This window comes from Allofournierella sp., assembly GCF_017889395.1.
Lineage (GTDB): Bacteria > Bacillota > Clostridia > Oscillospirales > Ruminococcaceae > Allofournierella.
The window spans coordinates 24,928-40,522 of the sequence record NZ_JAGHKE010000007.1 but is presented as its reverse complement, the minus strand read 5'-3'; the positions used below and the strand labels follow the sequence as shown (position 1 = coordinate 40,522).

The window sequence follows — 15,595 nt, the reverse complement described above, 5'->3', positions numbered from 1 at the left end:
CTGGCCCAGGCCATCTTCGCCCAGAAGCCGGGCCTGGATGTGAACGCCGAGGCGGAGAAGTACATCAATGACGAGGTACCGGATGCCGAAGCTGCTCTGGCCGGTGCGCGGGACATCATCGCCGAGCAGGTGAGCGACGACGCGGCCCTGCGCGCCCAGCTGCGCCGCTTTTATCAGACCTTCGGCCTGGTGAAGAGCAAGGCCGCCAAGGAGGAGGACAGCGTCTATGCCGGGTACTATGATTTCAGCCAGGCGGTGAACAAGATCGCCGGTCATCGGGTGCTGGCTCTGGACCGGGGCGAGCGGGAAGGCTTTCTGAAGGTGACCGTGGAGGTGGACGCGGAAAAGGCCGTGGGCGGCATCCGCCGCATGTTCGTGAAGGCGGGCGGCGGCCCCAGCGCGGCCCAGGTAAGCGCCGCGGTGGAGGATGCCTACACCCGGCTGATCCACCCCAGTCTGGAGCGTGAGGTGCGCTCCAATCTGTCCGACGAGGCCGCCGAGGGCGCCATCCAGGTGTTCGGCGAGAACCTGCGCCAGCTGCTGCTGCAGCCGCCCATCAAGGGCAAGGTGGCCCTGGGCATGGACCCGGGCTACCGCATGGGCTGCAAGCTGGCCGTGGTGGACGAGACCGGCAAGGTGCTGGACACCGCGGTGGTCTACCCGGTGCCGGAGTTCAAAAAGGTGGACCAGGCCAAGGCGAAGGTAAAGGACCTGATCCGCCGCCACCATGTGCAGATCATCGCCATCGGCAACGGTACCGCCGGCAAGGAGACCGAGATCTTCGCCGCAGAGGTCATCCGGGAGCTGGGCGGCGGCGTGCAGTACATGGTGGTCAGCGAGGCGGGAGCCAGCGTCTACTCCGCCAGCAAGCTGGCCGCTGAGGAGTTCCCCCAGTTCGACGTGAACCTGCGCAGCGCGGTGAGCATCGCCCGCCGGCTGCAGGACCCTCTGGCCGAGCTGGTGAAGATCGACCCCAAGGCCGTGGGCGTGGGCCAGTACCAGCACGACATGCCCCAGAAGCGGCTGAACGAGACGCTGGACGGCGTGGTGGAGGCCTGCGTAAACAGCGTGGGCGTGGACCTGAACACCGCCAGCGCCCCCCTGCTGGCCCGGGTGGCGGGCCAGAGCGCCTCCACCGCCAAAAATGTGGTGGCCTGGCGGGAGGAGAACGGCGCCTTCGCCAGCCGCGCCCAGCTGAAAAAGGTGAAGGGTCTCGGCCCCAAGGCCTTTGAGCAGTGCGCGGGCTTCCTGCGCATTCCCGGAGCCAAAAAGGCGCTGGACGGCACCGCCGTCCACCCGGAAAGCTACCCGGCGGCGGAAAAGCTGCTGAGCCTGTGCGGCTTTGCGGACAAAGACATCGGCACCGAGGCCATCCAGGCCCTGCCCAAAAAGGCAAAGGAGATCGGCTTTGCCGCCCTCTGCGCCGAGACCGGTGCGGGCGAGCCGACTTTGAAGGATATCATCGCCGAGCTGCTGCGCCCCGGGCGGGACATGCGCGACGAGCTGCCCGCGCCCATGCTGCGCAGCGACGTGATGAGCCTGGAGGACTTGAAGCCCGGCATGGAGCTGATGGGCACCGTGCGCAACGTGATCGACTTCGGCGCGTTTGTGGACATTGGCGTGCATCAGGACGGCCTGGTGCACATCAGCCAGCTGAGCGACAAGTTCATCAAGCACCCCAGCCAGGCGGTGAAGGTGGGCGACGTGGTCAAGGTGAAGATCCTGGATGTGGATCAGAAGAAAAAGCGCATCAGCCTGACCATGAAGGGGCTGAACAAGCAGTAAATCAAGGCAGAGAAGGGAAAGGGAGGAAACAGCCATGCAGGTAAAATTCAGCGTGTACTTTTGCAGCGACGAGGGCGAGCGGTTTTTCGGCGCTGGTCCCTGTGAGCTGCTGCTGGAGGTGGAGCGGCTGGGCAGCCTGCGGGCTGCGGCCCAGCATCTGGGCATGGCCTACACCAAGGCCTTTTCCATGGTCAAGCGGGCGGAGCGGGAATTCGGCTTCGCCATGACCCAGCGGACCATCGGCGGCAAGGGCGGCGGCGGCAGCACCATCACCCCTCAGGCCAAGGAGCTGCTCATGCGCTATCAGGCCTACCGTACCGCCTGCGGCCAGAGCGCCCAGGATCTGTACAACACCTATTTTTCCTCGTTCCATCCGGAAAAGGATCTTCCCCCGGAGCAATAAGAAAAGCCGCGGAGCATTCGCTTTTGGAATGCTCCGCGGCTTTTTTGATTACAGATAATGCACCGCGATCATGATCACGCCCAGCACGGTGAGCACCGCGCCGGTGGCCCGGTTGAGCACCACCGGGCCAGCCCGGTTGGCGAAGCGGGCGGCAATGAGCGCCCACACCAGAGTAAACAGCATGCACAGCGCCAGCACCAGAGCGTCCGGTGTGCCGCCGATGGCAAAGTGGGAAACCGCGCCGGTGAGGGCGGTGAAGGTCATGATGAACACGCTGGTGCCCACCGCGGTTTTCAGCTCGTAGCCCAGCACGCTGGTGAGGATGAGCAGCATCATCAAACCGCCGCCCGCGCCCACGAAGCCGCAGATGAATCCGATCACCACGCCGCAGCCCAGCGATTGCAGGCAGCTCACCAGCGGCGAAAGCCCGGCCCGCTTCTCCTTGGTGGTGGTCACCGGCAGCACGATGAATTTCAGCCCCAGGAACAGGGTCATAAACAGCGAAAAGCCGCCCATGGTCTGGCTGGGCATCAGGCTGGCGGCCCAGCTGCCCACCATGGTGAAGAGAAGCACCGCGGCCATCATCACCAGTCCGCCCCGGATGTCCAGATTTTTGTTTTTGCCGTAGGTGTAGGCGGAGGCGGCGCTGGCGAGCACGTCGCTGGCCAGGGCGATGCCCACCGCCAGATAGGGGTCCATGTGCAGGAAGGTGATGAGCATGGGGCTGATCACCGCGGCGGCGCTCATGCCGGCGAAGCCGGTGCCCAGGCCTGCGCCCATCCCCGCAAAAAAGCATACGATGAGGGTCAAAAGCATCTTACTGTTGCCTCACTTTTCCAATTTCCAAAATGTCAAAGAGAAGAATAGCGCAAAAAGGCGAAAATTTTGTGAACAGTCCGAAAAAGACCCGGCCTTCCATTCCGGAAGGCCGGGAACCTGTAACATCAGGGAAATATCACAGCAGGGGAACACCGGCGGCGCGGCAGGCGGCGCGAGTCTCGTCGTCCCACAGGCTCACCTGTACCTCGCCCACGTGTACCTTGCCCAGCAGCAGCATGCACAGACGGCTCTGGCCGATGCCGCCGCCGATGGTCAGGGGCAGCTCGCCCGCCAGCAGCATCTGGTGGAAGGGCAGGGCGCGGCGCTCGTCGCAGCCGGCCTCGCTCAGCTGCCGGTCCAGCGCGGCGGGGTCCACGCGGATGCCCATGCTGCTGATTTCGATGGCCTGTTCCAGCGGCTCGTGCCAGAACAGCAGGTCGCCGTTCAGCGTCCAGTCATCGTAGTCGGGGGCGCGGCCGTCGTGGGGCTTGCCGCTCTTCAGCTTGCCGCCGATCTGCATGATGAAGATGGTGCGGTGCTCCTTGGCAAAGGCGTTTTCCCGCTCCTTGGGCGACAGGCCGGGGTACAGATCCTCCAGCTCCTGGCTGGTCACGAAGGTGACCTCGCGGCACAGACTGGTGTTCAGGTCCGCGAACTGCCATTTCAGCTCATCCAGTGTGGAGCTGATGGCGTACACGATGTTCTGCACCGTGTGCTGCAAAAATTCCGGGGTGCGGTCCTGGGCGGTGATCACCTTTTCCCAGTCCCACTGGTCCACGTAGATGGAGTGCAGGTTATCCATCTCCTCATCCCGGCGGATGGCGTTCATGTCGGTCACAAGGCCGTTGCCCACCCGGAAGCCGTACTGATGCAGGGCCAGCCGCTTCCACTTGGCCAGGCTGTGCACCACCTGGGCGCTGGAGCCGGTGGCGGGCACATCGAAGCTGACCGGGCGCTCCACGCCGTTCAAGTCGTCGTTCAGGCCGGTGGCCGGGTCCACGAACAGGGGCGCGGTGACCCGCTTCAGATGCAGTGCGGCGCAGAGCTTCACCTCGAAGATCTGCTTGATCAGGCCAATGGCCTTCTGGGTGTCGTAAAGGCCCAGGCAGGGCGTGTAGCCGCCGGGCAGCACGGTCTTGTTCATTGGTGTTATTCCTCCTCGGGCTTGGGTTCGATGCGCACCAGCAGGCTCAGAATGCGCTTGTCCTCCACCTTTTCCACGGTCACGTGCAGGTTCTGGAACACAAAGTGCTCGCCGGGCTCGGGGATGTGCTCCAGGCACTCCAGGGCCCAGCCGGCCACGCTGGAATAATCGCTTTCAAACCCTTTGAATTTCAGGTCCAGCTCATCGAACAGGTCGTCAATGTTCACCTCGCCGGCCACCCGGTACAGGTTATCCTCCAGCTTCTGGATGGGCAGCTCCTCCACCTCGTCGGTCTCGTCGAAGATCTCGCCCACCAGCTCCTCCAGCACGTCTTCCATGGTCACAAGGCCCAGGGTTCCGCCGTAGTCGTCGGTCACGATAGCCATGTGCTGTTTTTTGCGGCGCAGCTCGGCCAGCAGGTCATTGATGTGCTTGGTGCGGTAAACGAAGGGAATGTCGCGGCAGAGCTCGCGCACATTCACGGGCTTGTTCTGGGCCAGGCAGTTGAACAGGTCCCGGGTGTGCAGCATACCGATGATGTGATCGATGTCGTTCTCATACACCGGGATGCGGGTGTAGCTGTTGGCCAGCACGGTGGCAATCACCTGATCCACCGGCTCGTTCACGTCCACAGCCAGCATATCCACGCGGGGAATCAGGATCTCCTGCACGGTGATATCGTCGAAGTCGATGACCGATTGGATGATGTCGGTCTCCTGACTGTCCAGCACGCCTTCTTCCTCCACCGTGTCGATGATGGTCTTCAGTTCGTCCTCAGTCACGCTGGGCTGATCGTCCGCCGCCTTGCGGCCGAAGGCCAGCTTTTTCAGCAGCACGAAGAACATTACCAGGGGGGCGAACAGCTTGCGCAGCATGTCGATGATGCCGGCGACCCGGATGGCGATGGATTCCGCGTGCTCCTTGGCCACGCTTTTGGGCAGAATCTCGCCGAAGATCAGCACCAGCAGGGTCATTACCACGGTGGAAATCGTGGGGCCCCACTGCTGGCCCACAATGGCGATCGCCACTACGGTGCCCAGCGAGGAGCTGGCCATGTTTACGATGTTGTTGCCGATGAGGATGGTGGAGATGGTCTTGTCGTAATCGTCGGCGATTTTCAGCGCAAGGGCCGCTCCCTTATCGCCGCTTTCCGCGCGGTTGCGCATACGGATGCGGTTGAAGGAGGAAAGTGCGGTCTCGCTGCCGGAAAAGAAGGCCGAACCGGCGACCAGAAGAAGAAGAAACAGGTACATACTAGGGCCAGGCGTATCCAAAAACAATCACGAACCTTTCTGAATTCTCAAATGTATTTTTCGGGCTGCAGCCCCCGCAGCGGGGCAGGGGTTACCTTATTATATATAACAGAACATGGCCGATAATGCAACAAAAATATGGCGAAGGTTGTTGCAGCAAAACAATGTGTTTTTGCCTAACAAACAAAAGGATATGGACAAATGTTTCCGAAGTGTGAACCCATCTCAATGTTAAAGACAAAAGTGACAAAAAGTAACCAAGAAGAACAGCGCTTTTGGTACATCGGGGAGAAACTTCTGAAAAGTGGCGACAAATGGATTATTCCGTGCTATAATGCCTAGCGAGGAGCAAGGTTGTGTTTGAGGGGCGGCTGATTCAGCCATACTATAACACACACCGGTAAGGCTCCGAGGAAAAACCGGAATGCCGCGCGCAGGGGAAAGGCGCGCCGCCGGAAAACATGGAAAAGATTTTTTGGGAGGCATGAGACAATGATGAAAGAAATCAAGGTTTCCAGCTTCAAACAGGTTAAGGACATTGTGAGCGCCGCAGCTTCCTGCGAGTGCGAGCTGAACGTGCAGGATCTGAAGGGCGTCATCGCCGATGCCAAGAGCATTTTGGGCCTGATGAATCTGGATTACAAACATCCCGTCAAGCTGATGGGTGAGAACGCCGAGGAAGTAGAGCAGGTCTACAACGCGGTGGTTCAGTAACCAAACCGAAAAGGGACCGGCCGGTGCAATCGCCGGGTGTCCGTAAAACAGTTGATCCTCCGTATGGCTTAGACCATGCGGAGGATTTGTTTATGTCTAATCTTCAAACTTGCTGGCGGCAAACGGTTTGTCAAAACCGTTTGCCGCCAGCAAGTCCACAAGGGATAGCCGCATAAGCGGCGCAAGGGGGTATAGCCACCTTGACGGAAGGTCGTGACGAAACATTCTCGGTCGGGCAGTTTTCTTCTGCTGACCGGGAATGAAGCGACCCAGGACGCACGATACTCTCGACAGGAGAGTATAGAAGTGCGCCCTTTATTCCTAAAGGGATTTTATCAGTGCGACAAAATTGAAGCTAGCGATTTCTTTTTCCGGTATTCTCTGTCCCTCGGGTTTCCTCATGATAGAAATAATCCACGATCACCGGATGTCCCTGCGGGACTCTTCCATAAGGCATTTCATTATCCACAAAGGGACAATCATACTTCTTAGCCATTTCCTCAGCTTTTACTTCAAGCGCTTCAAAGTAGCTGCGGTTATGCTTGTTATAGATCTCATCGTAAAGCGGTACAAGATCAGGATATTTTCCAGCGATATAATCCATGATCGTCTTTTTGAAGCCGCCCCGAAGATTGAGGTTTTCGAGCCAGAACAGGTCACACTGATCCTTTACCCGCTCAAAGATGGCTTCAAAATCCGTGATGCCGGGAAATACCGGAGATACGAAACAGACTGTACGGATTCCTGCGTCATATACCTGCTTCATAGCAGCGATACGCCGTTCAATGCTCGAAGCAGAGTCCATATCGTTCTTGAAATTTTCATCCAGTGTGTTGATCGACCATGAAACGGTCACCCGTCCAAGCTTCTTCAGCAGATCAATATCCCTTACCACAAGATCAGACTTTGTGCAGATCAGAATATCTGCGTCACTGCCAATCAACTGCTCCAGAAGTTTTCTGGTATTCCCGAATTGCTCCTCCTGTGGATTGTAGCCATCCGTCACAGAACCGACGACCACCCGCTGTCCGGCATATTTCTTCGGATTTTTAATTTCTGGCCAATGCTTCACATCAAGGAAAGTGCCCCATTCCTCCGTGTGTCCGGTAAAGCGCTTCATAAAAGAAGCATAGCAATACTTGCAGGCATGTGTACAGCCCACATAGGGATTGACCGAGTAACCGCCTACCGGCAGACTGGACTTGGTCATGATGTTCTTTGTTTCCACCTCACGAATGAGGATTCCATCGATTACTTCTGCCATGATCTCTGTACCTCTAATACTTTATTGAATTCCTCCGGCATTTCCTGAATCATATTTTCATCCCCTATGATAGGGACAAGGTCTTCCTTCATAAACACCGGAATGCCGAGTGCGTGTGCCTGATCCGTCAGAGACCATACCCATTCCGGCTCCGTATGAATCTTCCTGCTCTGAGCCCCGGTCATAGTGCCGACAACGATCCAGTTGATTCCGGAAAGGTCAACTGTACCGGGATCGTCGAATAACGGCTCAAAGGTAACATGGTAATGTTTTGCTCTGACATTTTTTCGAAGGGTGTCAATACGCCACAGTTCTGCTTTCCTCGTCACCGTAACGCCAAGCCATGCGTTTTCCAGATCGGTATCAAAATCCAGCAGATCGGGGCGCTTGGTAAGGAATAGGAACTGATGCTGTGGATTTTCACGGATCTTTGCAAATACCTCGTCTCTCCATTCCGGCTTCCATCCGGACAGATCGCTCATGCCGGTAAGAAGAAAGTTCTGCGGACGTTTCTTTTCCATCATCCTGAGCTTACCCGGAAAGAATTCAGGGTCAGTGAAGTCATCAATCATATGCCAGCGCTTCACATTGTTGCGGGCATAGCAATATGCACACCCCACTGTGCAGCCGATGACGAGATTCATGTTCTGAATCTGATCTTTGATACAAATACTCATGACTTCTGCCACTCCTCAAGATTCTTTCTGATGCGGTCGAGGCATTCCTCAAACCGGGTAATTTCTTCCTCTGAAAAACCCTTGTAGTAAATGCTGCCCATCTCATCAGATACAGAATCGTACTCGCCCTTTAAGGCATGTGCTTTCTCAGTCAGAAACAGGAGTGTTTTCCTTTTGTCCGTTTCAGACTGAACACGGCTTATCAGTCCTTGATGTTCCATTCTTTCCAGCATCGTCGTAAGAGATGTTATCGCTAATCCGCATCTGACCGAGAGTGACCTGATCGAGATTCCATCCTCCTGCCACAGCACATAAAGAATGCGCCCCTGGGCTCCATTGAACGCATCAATATTCTTTTCGCTGAGAATCTTCTCAAAAATCCGGTCACTAAGTTGTTTTATTTTGGTGACAAGAAATCCGCCATTTGTTTTCATACAAAAGCTCCTATATAGTAGTTCACAAAATCATACTATATAGGAGCTTTATTGTCAAGAGCTTGTATGTTTGAATAGAGGTAAATTCCGATTTGTTGCTCAAGTTTATCTTAAAATTATACCATAAAACTTGTGAACAATTCTACCGCAACTTTGGACTATATGAGAACAGTCCGAACAGTTTTCTGCCCGGACTTTCTCGCTCAATCATAAATCAATTCCGCTTTCACAACTTCCTCTGCCTGTGCCTTGCAAGCGTTCATCTGCCGCACCCATTCCATTTGGTTTTCGGCTTTCAGCTGTTCGGTCACACCGTTTTGCTCTGCCAGTGACCGCACGATCAGCTTCATGCGGTTTCGTGCCGCTTCGTCAATCTCAGCGCAATGCTGTCTTACGTACACCCAGCTATGCACCGGCCGGCTTTTTTATGTCTGGCAGAAGCTGGACCAGCCTTTACAGCCCACCCGGCAGCGTGGTAAAATAAAACGAAACTGCGACACAATTTTACGGCGGCTCCGCGCGATTTACGGCGTATTGTTCAAGCGGTGCGGCCTTAGGGAAATGGGGCAATTTCTTGAAGAAAACAGTCAAATTGGTCCTGGTCATCGGCTGCCTTTGCGCCCTGGCCGGGTTTTTGGCGTTCAGCGGCCTGCAGCAGTCCCGGCTGCTGTTCGGCGTTTCTCTGGCGGACCGGGACAAAATCGAGCAGCTGACCGCCACCACCGCCCTGAGCGCCGAGGAATGCGCGCTGTACTGGAACGGGGTGGAGCTGCCCTATAACCGGGAGCTGGGGGCCTATTGCCTGCCGCAGCCGCTGAGCGGAGAGGTGACCGGCACGCTCAGTGCCCAGTGGGGGCAGGTCTATCTGCCGGACTGGCTCTGGCAGACGGACGGCGCCGAGGCCATCGAGACCGGCGCGCCGCAGGCGGTGTATGTGTGCGACGGCAAGCAGTGGAAAAAGCTGTATGTGTACCGCAGCGGCATGCCGGCCATCGCCATCGACAGTCAGGTGCGGGTAAGTACGCCCCGTGACCCGGCGATCGTGGGCGGCACCATGGGCCGCCTGCCGGTGGAGAACAACTACGGCAGCATCCGGGTGTTCTGGCCCGAGGGAAATGTGCGTCAGCAGGCGGTGAGCACCGGTCTGGAATGGCACTGGCGGGGCAACGCCAGCTATTTTGCGGACAAAAAATCCTACCGGCTGAACCTGATGGACGAGAGCGGAGCCGCCGACGCCCAGGACCTGCTGGGCCTTGGCTCGGATGCGGACTGGATTCTTTTGAATCTGGCCACCGATGTGACCCGCGTGCGGGACAAGGTGGTCAACGACCTGTGGGGCCAGATGAGCGCCGCCTACGACTTCGACCCGGCGGGCGCGTCCTGTGAGTTCGTGGAGCTGTATCTGAACGGCGAGTACATGGGTATGTATCTGCTGTGCACCACCGTGGACCGGGAGCTGCTGGACCTGGAGGGCGGCGACCGGCTGTATAAATACCGGCAGGGCGTGATGGCCTACGATGAGGAATACGACCAGCTGGAGGAGGACCAGAGCCTGCAATGGCTGAACAAGCTGGAGGTGGTCTGGCCGAAGCGCTGGACCGAAGGCGTGTGGGAGCCCCTGCGCAGCTACGCAGAGACCTTCTTCTGGCCGGATACCGAGACGGATACCGGGCACCTGGAACAGACGGCCAACACCGATAACCTGATCGATGTGGCTCTGTTCAAGCAGTTTACCTGCGCCATCGACAATTCCTACCACAATATGTACTACATGTACCGGTCGGACGAGGGGCAGTTCTACCGCATCCCCTGGGACCTGAACTATGTGTGGGGCGATACCCACGAGGGCATGTTCGAGCTGGACTTCACCACCCTCGTCATCCCGGACATGGAGCTGAACCGGCTGTATGAGACCGACCCGGAGGGCACCGCGGACCGGGTGGCCCGGCGCTGGGCCGAGCTGCGCGAGACCCTGTTCGACTGGGACGCGATCCTCGAGGCCATGGAGACCGAGACCGAATATCTGGTGAAAAGCGGAGCCATGGCCCGTGACTGGGCGCTCTGGGGAGAAAAGGATGCCTACGCCAGCGGCCTTTCCGCCCATCGGACGATGGATCTGGAGGAAACCGATGAGCTGATGCAAAAGCGGCTGGATTATCTGGACGAATACATGGCGGATTACCGGCCGGAAAGGGTGGAAGAGTTTGGATTACCGGAATGAATGGAAGTACCAGGTGAGCGGGGCCCAGCTGGCGGTGCTCGCCGCCCGGCTTGCTCCGCTGCTCCGGCCGGACGGCCATCACCGGCCCGGCGGCTATGCCATCCGCAGCCTGTATTTTGACGACTTCGACAACAACTGCCTGTGGGAGAACGAGGCCGGCGTGGACGACCGGCGCAAATACCGGCTGCGCATCTACAACGGCGACGCGGGCCTCATCAAGCTGGAGATCAAGGAAAAGCTGCACGGCATGACCCACAAGACCGGCTGCACCATCACGCCGGAGCAGTGCCGGGCCATCCTGCAGGGCACGCCTCCGCCCATCGGGCCGGGCAGTCCGCCGCCCATGAACCTGCTGGCGGCGGCCATGCGCACCCGGGGCCTTGCCCCCAAGGTGATCGTGGAATACGAGCGCACCGCCTACATAAGCCGTCTGGGCAACGTGCGCATCACCTTTGATCGGAACATCGCCGCCGGTGCGGCGGTGGGCTGCTTTCTGGACGAGCGGGTGCCGCTCACGCCCATCCTGTCCGCAGGGCAGCATGTGCTGGAGGTCAAATACGACGAATTCCTCCCGGACCCGGTGGCCCAGGTGCTGGAACTGGGGCATCTGCGCCGCACCGCATTCTCAAAATATTATCTCAGCCGGCTGGTTCTGAGCGAGCCTCTGGCGGAAAGGGCAATGCAATATGAGCTTCAATGATGTGATCAAAAACAGTGTGCTGGAGGGCTTCGCTTCCACCGATATCACCCCCGCCGCCCTGGCGGTTGTGCTGGGCATCACCACCCTACTGGGCGTTTACCTGTATGTGGTGTACCGGCTGGCCAGCCGCAACGCCTTCTACAGCCGGGACTTCAACAAGGCCCTGGCCCTGATGCCGGTGATCACCGCGGCCATCGTGCTGGCCATGCAGAGCAGCATCGTGATCAGCCTGGGCATGGTGGGTGCGCTGTCCATCGTGCGTTTCCGCAACGCGGTGAAGGACCCCATGGACCTGGTGTTCCTGTTCTGGAGCATCAGCATCGGCATCGTGTGCGGCGCGCGGCTATATTCCATTGCCATCATCGCCAGCCTGGTGGTCACCGTGCTGGTCTTCCTGCTGGATCTGGTGCCCGCGGGCAAGGCGCCTTTCCTGCTGGTGGTGAACGGCAGCGACCCGGCGGTGGAAAAGGCGCTGGAGGCGGTGGTTCGCCAGTATGCCAAGGGAGTTCGGGTGAAGAGCCGCAACCTGACCGCTCAGGGCGTGGACCTGATTCTGGAGCTGCGCACCGGTAAGGAGGCCCAGCTGGTGCAGGCCTGCGCCGCGGTGCCCGGTGTGGAGAGCGTGAGCCTGCTGGCCCACGACGGCGAGGCCCGGTTCTGAGCCGCCGCGCATTCATCCGTGCTTTAAAATCAATCGAAACAAAAAGCCGCCCGGCTTTCCAAAAGGAAAACCGGGCGGCTTTTGTTATGCTTGCTTCAGCAGGATGGATCAGCCGTTCACCAGAGCCAGAGTATCGCGAGCGATCATCAGCTCCTCGTTGGTGCAGACCATCAGGATCTTCACGCGGCTGTCCTCAGCGGACAGGTCGATGATGTCGGCGCCGCGCTGCTTGTTCTTCTCCTCATCCAGCTTGATGCCGAAGAACTCCATGTTCTCGCAAACCTCTTTGCGCAGGGGGGCGTCGTTCTCGCCGATGCCGCCGGTGAAGACCACGCAGTCCAGACCGCCCATGGCAGCGGTGTAAGCGCCGATGTACTTCTTGATCTGGTAGTTCAGCATCTCCTCGGCCAGGCGGGCGCGCTTGTTGCCGGACTGAGCGGCAGTCTCAATGTCACGCTTGTCGCTGGAAACGCCGGAAATGCCCAGCAGGCCGCTGTTCTTGTTCAGGTAGTCGGCCATCTCCTGACCATGGATGCCCAGCTTCTGCTCCATGTAGGTCACAACGCTGGGATCAACGTCGCCGCAGCGGGTGCCCATCAGCACGCCGGCCAGCGGGGTCAGGCCCATGCTGGTATCCACGCACTTGCCGCCGTCCACAGCGGTGATGGAGGAACCGTTGCCCAGGTGGCAGGTGATCATCTTCAGCTCGCTGGGGTCCTTGCCCAGGAACTTGGCAGCGGCCATGCTCACATAGCGGTGGCTGGTGCCGTGAGCGCCGTAGCGGCGGATGGAGTACTTCTCGTACATCTCGTAGGGCACGCCGTAGATGTAAGCCTTGGGAGGCATGGTCTGATGGAAGGTGGTGTCGAATACAACCACGTTGGGAGTCTCAGCACCAAACACAGCCTTGGCGCTGCGCAGGCCCTGCACATGAGCCATGTTGTGAACGGGAGCCAGGGGAGCGATCTCCTCGATCTTGTCGATGATGGCATCGGTCACGATCTCGCTCTTGGTGAAGAACTCAGCACCCTGCACAACGCGGTGGCCGATGGCGCCGATCTCGCTCTTATCCTTCACAACAGCGCCCTCGCCGGTGGTCATCATCTCAACGACCTTGGAGAAAGCCTCGGTGTGGGTGGGGAAGGGAACCTCTTCGGTCCAGGCGCCGCCGTTGGCCTTATGGGTGATCTTGCTGCCCTCGATGCCGATGCGCTCGCACAGGCCCTTGCACAGCACGTTCTCATTGTCCATGTCGATGAGCTGGTACTTCAGAGAAGAAGAACCGCAGTTGATAACCAGAATCTTCATGTGTTAGTTTCCTCCTGCAATCATGTAAAATCAAAAAATCGGCGCAAAAACCCGCGCCCAGGAAAAAGAAGACCTTTGACCGAGCCGGGTTTTTACATTTTGCTTTTTTTATTATATAATGGAACCAATTCGTTTTCAAGAAGCAGGCCGGTTTTCCGGCAATAAGCTGGAGAAAGGCGGTAAAAACATGCGTTTGGCGGGCATTATCACAGAATACGACCCCTTTCACGCGGGTCATGCCTGGCAGCTGCGCCGGGCGCGGGAGCTGGGAGCCGAGGCAATTGCGGTTTGTATGAGCGAGGATCTGACCCAGCGGGGCGCGGCGGCACTGCTGCCCCCGGCGGTGCGGGCGGCCGCCGCGCTGGATGCCGGGGCCGACCTGGTGATCGGCCTTCCCAACCCCTGTGCGGTGCAGAGCGCCGAGGGCTTTGCCGCTGCGGGGGTGGCTGCGCTCAGCGCCCTGCCCGGGCTGGACAGCCTGGTCTTCGGGGCGGAAACGCCGGATGCGCAGGACCTGCAGGAAACCGCCCGGGTGCTGTGCAGCTCGGAATTCGACGGGCTGGTGCGGCAGCTGTCCGGGCAGGGGCTGCCCTTTGCCGCCGCCCGTGCGCAGGCGGCCGGGGCGCTGCATCCCCGGGCCGGGGAGATTCTGGCGGCTCCCAACAACAATCTGGGGGTGGAATACTGCAAGGCCATTCTGCGGCAGGGCAGCCGCCTTGTACCGGTGCCGGTGCAGCGCACCGGGGCCCAGCACGGCCAGCAGACCCCCGGCGAGGGCGGCTTTGCCAGCGCCAGCTTTCTGCGAAGCCTGTGGCGGCAGCAGGGCGTGGAGGCGCTGGCCCCCTATGTGCCCGCCCCGGCGCTGGAGCGCTATAAGGCCGCCGCGGCCGAAGGGGAGGATCTGGACGGCCGGGCCTTTTCCATCGCGGTGCTCAGCCGTCTGCGGGCCATGGGTCCCGAGCAGCTGAGCGCCACCCGGGGCACCGCCGAGGGTCTGGAGCACCGGCTGGCGGCAGCAGCGCGTACCGCGCCGGACCTGGAGGGCCTGTACACCGCCATGAAGACCAAGCGTTATGCCCACGCCCGGCTGCGCCGCTATGCGCTGTGCGCGGCGCTGGGCTACGGCCCGGACCTGCCCCAGACCCCGCCCTACCTGCATGTGCTGGCGGCCAACCGGGCGGGCCTTGCCCTTTTGAAGGGGGCGCTCCTTCCGGCGGATACCTCTCTGGCCGCGCTGGAGAAGAAAAGCGACGCGGCCCGCGCCATGGCCCGCGCCCATGCGGCGGGGGCGGATCTGGCGGCGCTGTGCCGCCGCACGCCCGGTCCCATGGGCGGCAGCTACACCCAAAAGCCGCTGCTGCGTACCGGGGAATGACCGGATGCTCCTTGGCAGAACCCACAAATGCCCGGCGGCTTTTTTGGACAAGTTGCATTTTTCGTGCCAACGCACTATAATGAGGGGCGAAGAACCATGAGCGGGAGGGAAGATGCGGTGAAGAACAAACAGCAGGCCGTGGTGCAGAGCAGTGAGGCGCTTCGTGTGGGCCTTCTGCTGGCGCTGGCAGGCGGTTTTCTGGATGCATATACCTATCTGGGGCGGGGGCATGTGTTTGCCAACGCCCAGACGGGCAATATCGTGATGCTTGGGGTGGACGTGGCCCGGGGCGACTGGGCCGGTGCGGGGCACTACCTGCTGCCCATCCTGGCCTTTGTGGCGGGCGTGCTGCTGGCGGAATGGATCAGGGCGCGGGGCAAAGCAAGCCCCGGCGGACGGCTCCACTGGCGGCAGTGGGTGCTGCTGATCGAGCTGGCAGTGCTGGCGGCGGTGGGCTTTCTGCCCGCGGCCGAGGGCTGGAACGATCTGGCCAACGTGTGCGTGTCCTTTGTGTGCTCGCTGCAGGTGGAGTCCTTCCGCAAGGTGCACGGCAGGGCCTACGCCACCACCATGTGCACCGGTAATCTGCGCAGCGGCACCGAGCTGCTGGTGCAGTACCGCCGCACCGGCGACAGGACCCTGCTGGCCCACATGTGCAACTACTACGGGGTCATTCTGGCCTTTGTGGTGGGCGCGGGAATCAGCGCACTGGTCTGCGAGCCGCTGGGCACCGGGGCCATCTGGCTGGCCTGCCTGGTGCTGGCCGTGGTGCTGGGTATGCTGTTTTCCAGCGAGTGGGAGACCAGCGGCCCGGTGTGACCATCCATCCAACAAAAG

Annotated in this window: 15 protein-coding genes and 1 pseudogene; 8 read left to right on the top strand and 8 right to left on the bottom strand. The window is 59.7% G+C overall.

The features are described from left to right. A partial coding sequence (locus J7G73_RS01755; protein WP_291244998.1) for a helix-hairpin-helix domain-containing protein occupies positions 1-1,785 on the top strand: 1,785 nt, incomplete at its 5' end. A 34-nt stretch (positions 1,786-1,819) separates the two neighbouring features. Continuing rightward, positions 1,820-2,188, top strand: coding sequence for a LysR family transcriptional regulator (locus tag J7G73_RS01750; protein ID WP_087291767.1), 369 nt, complete (start codon positions 1,820-1,822; stop codon positions 2,186-2,188). Positions 2,189-2,236: 48 nt separating this feature from the next. On the opposite strand, the gene J7G73_RS01745 is transcribed toward J7G73_RS01750, so the two are convergent. From J7G73_RS01745 to J7G73_RS01735, 3 genes are all read right to left on the bottom strand, one after another. Then, positions 2,237-3,004: a sulfite exporter TauE/SafE family protein gene (locus J7G73_RS01745; protein WP_291244997.1), complete on the bottom strand. Its 768-nt coding sequence runs from the start codon at positions 3,002-3,004 to the stop codon at positions 2,237-2,239. A gap of 139 nt (positions 3,005-3,143) precedes the next feature. After that, positions 3,144-4,151: an aspartate--ammonia ligase gene (gene asnA / locus J7G73_RS01740; RefSeq protein ID WP_291244996.1), complete on the bottom strand. Its 1,008-nt coding sequence runs from the start codon at positions 4,149-4,151 to the stop codon at positions 3,144-3,146. Between the two features lie 5 nt (positions 4,152-4,156). Further along, the gene (locus J7G73_RS01735; RefSeq protein ID WP_247643360.1) at positions 4,157-5,404 is read right to left on the bottom strand and encodes a hemolysin family protein; all 1,248 of its coding nucleotides are present in this window, start codon (positions 5,402-5,404) and stop codon (positions 4,157-4,159) included. A gap of 492 nt (positions 5,405-5,896) precedes the next feature. On the opposite strand from J7G73_RS01735, the gene J7G73_RS01730 reads away from it, so the two are divergent. Then, the gene (locus tag J7G73_RS01730) at positions 5,897-6,118 is read left to right on the top strand and encodes a hypothetical protein (RefSeq protein ID WP_058963270.1); all 222 of its coding nucleotides are present in this window, start codon (positions 5,897-5,899) and stop codon (positions 6,116-6,118) included. Positions 6,119-6,473: 355 nt separating this feature from the next. Here the strand turns inward: J7G73_RS01730 and J7G73_RS01725 are convergent, their stop codons facing one another. The 4 genes and pseudogenes from J7G73_RS01725 to J7G73_RS01710 form a co-directional block, all read right to left on the bottom strand. Continuing rightward, a complete protein-coding gene (locus J7G73_RS01725; protein WP_291244995.1) occupies positions 6,474-7,382 on the bottom strand; it encodes a radical SAM mobile pair protein B in 909 nt (302 codons plus the stop codon). Further along, positions 7,370-8,059 carry a radical SAM mobile pair protein A gene (locus J7G73_RS01720; RefSeq protein WP_291244994.1) on the bottom strand — a complete coding sequence of 230 codons (690 nt, stop codon included), beginning with the start codon at positions 8,057-8,059 and terminating at the stop codon, positions 7,370-7,372. Before J7G73_RS01720 ends, J7G73_RS01725 begins: the two co-directional genes overlap by 13 nt. Further along, positions 8,056-8,493, bottom strand: coding sequence for a radical SAM mobile pair system MarR family transcriptional regulator (locus J7G73_RS01715; protein WP_291244993.1), 438 nt, complete (start codon positions 8,491-8,493; stop codon positions 8,056-8,058). The genes J7G73_RS01720 and J7G73_RS01715 overlap by 4 nt, the downstream gene beginning before the upstream one ends. A gap of 203 nt (positions 8,494-8,696) precedes the next feature. Further along, a pseudogene (locus J7G73_RS01710) lies at positions 8,697-8,882 on the bottom strand (TnpV protein); the annotation flags it as partial. A gap of 185 nt (positions 8,883-9,067) precedes the next feature. Between J7G73_RS01710 and J7G73_RS01705 the strand changes: the two are divergent. From J7G73_RS01705 to J7G73_RS01695, 3 genes are read left to right on the top strand one after another with little or no spacing between them, the layout of a single operon-like run. Continuing rightward, positions 9,068-10,714 carry a CotH kinase family protein gene (locus tag J7G73_RS01705; RefSeq protein WP_291244992.1) on the top strand — a complete coding sequence of 549 codons (1,647 nt, stop codon included), beginning with the start codon at positions 9,068-9,070 and terminating at the stop codon, positions 10,712-10,714. Beyond that, complete coding sequence (locus J7G73_RS01700) at positions 10,698-11,414, top strand: polyphosphate polymerase domain-containing protein (RefSeq protein WP_291244991.1); 717 nt, start codon at positions 10,698-10,700, stop codon at positions 11,412-11,414. The genes J7G73_RS01705 and J7G73_RS01700 overlap by 17 nt, the downstream gene beginning before the upstream one ends. After that, positions 11,401-12,075 carry a DUF4956 domain-containing protein gene (locus tag J7G73_RS01695; protein ID WP_087291784.1) on the top strand — a complete coding sequence of 225 codons (675 nt, stop codon included), beginning with the start codon at positions 11,401-11,403 and terminating at the stop codon, positions 12,073-12,075. The genes J7G73_RS01700 and J7G73_RS01695 overlap by 14 nt, the downstream gene beginning before the upstream one ends. 108 nt (positions 12,076-12,183) lie before the next feature. On the opposite strand, the gene J7G73_RS01690 is transcribed toward J7G73_RS01695, so the two are convergent. Further along, entirely contained in the window at positions 12,184-13,383 is a 1,200-nt protein-coding gene (locus J7G73_RS01690; protein WP_291244990.1) for an acetate/propionate family kinase, read from the bottom strand. Between the two features lie 187 nt (positions 13,384-13,570). Between J7G73_RS01690 and J7G73_RS01685 the strand changes: the two genes are divergently transcribed. Together J7G73_RS01685 and J7G73_RS01680 are read left to right on the top strand one after the other, a co-directional pair. Beyond that, the gene (locus tag J7G73_RS01685) at positions 13,571-14,758 is read left to right on the top strand and encodes a nucleotidyltransferase family protein (RefSeq protein ID WP_291244989.1); all 1,188 of its coding nucleotides are present in this window, start codon (positions 13,571-13,573) and stop codon (positions 14,756-14,758) included. A 96-nt stretch (positions 14,759-14,854) separates the two neighbouring features. Further along, on the top strand, positions 14,855-15,577 hold the full coding sequence (locus J7G73_RS01680; RefSeq protein ID WP_087291794.1) for a YoaK family protein: 723 nt from the start codon (positions 14,855-14,857) through the stop codon (positions 15,575-15,577). The last annotated feature ends 18 nt before the right edge of the window (positions 15,578-15,595 follow it).

Coding starts and splice junctions, on each gene's coding strand:
- J7G73_RS01750 (WP_087291767.1), top strand. CDS start 1,820: ATGCAGGTAAAATTCAGCGTGTACTTTTGCAGCGACGAGGGCGAGCGG.
- J7G73_RS01745 (WP_291244997.1), bottom strand. CDS start 3,004: ATGCTTTTGACCCTCATCGTATGCTTTTTTGCGGGGATGGGCGCAGGC.
- asnA (WP_291244996.1), bottom strand. CDS start 4,151: ATGAACAAGACCGTGCTGCCCGGCGGCTACACGCCCTGCCTGGGCCTT.
- J7G73_RS01735 (WP_247643360.1), bottom strand. CDS start 5,404: ATGTACCTGTTTCTTCTTCTTCTGGTCGCCGGTTCGGCCTTCTTTTCC.
- J7G73_RS01730 (WP_058963270.1), top strand. CDS start 5,897: ATGATGAAAGAAATCAAGGTTTCCAGCTTCAAACAGGTTAAGGACATT.
- J7G73_RS01725 (WP_291244995.1), bottom strand. CDS start 7,382: ATGGCAGAAGTAATCGATGGAATCCTCATTCGTGAGGTGGAAACAAAG.
- J7G73_RS01720 (WP_291244994.1), bottom strand. CDS start 8,059: ATGAGTATTTGTATCAAAGATCAGATTCAGAACATGAATCTCGTCATC.
- J7G73_RS01715 (WP_291244993.1), bottom strand. CDS start 8,493: ATGAAAACAAATGGCGGATTTCTTGTCACCAAAATAAAACAACTTAGT.
- J7G73_RS01695 (WP_087291784.1), top strand. CDS start 11,401: ATGAGCTTCAATGATGTGATCAAAAACAGTGTGCTGGAGGGCTTCGCT.
- J7G73_RS01690 (WP_291244990.1), bottom strand. CDS start 13,383: ATGAAGATTCTGGTTATCAACTGCGGTTCTTCTTCTCTGAAGTACCAG.
- J7G73_RS01685 (WP_291244989.1), top strand. CDS start 13,571: ATGCGTTTGGCGGGCATTATCACAGAATACGACCCCTTTCACGCGGGT.
- J7G73_RS01680 (WP_087291794.1), top strand. CDS start 14,855: ATGAGCGGGAGGGAAGATGCGGTGAAGAACAAACAGCAGGCCGTGGTG.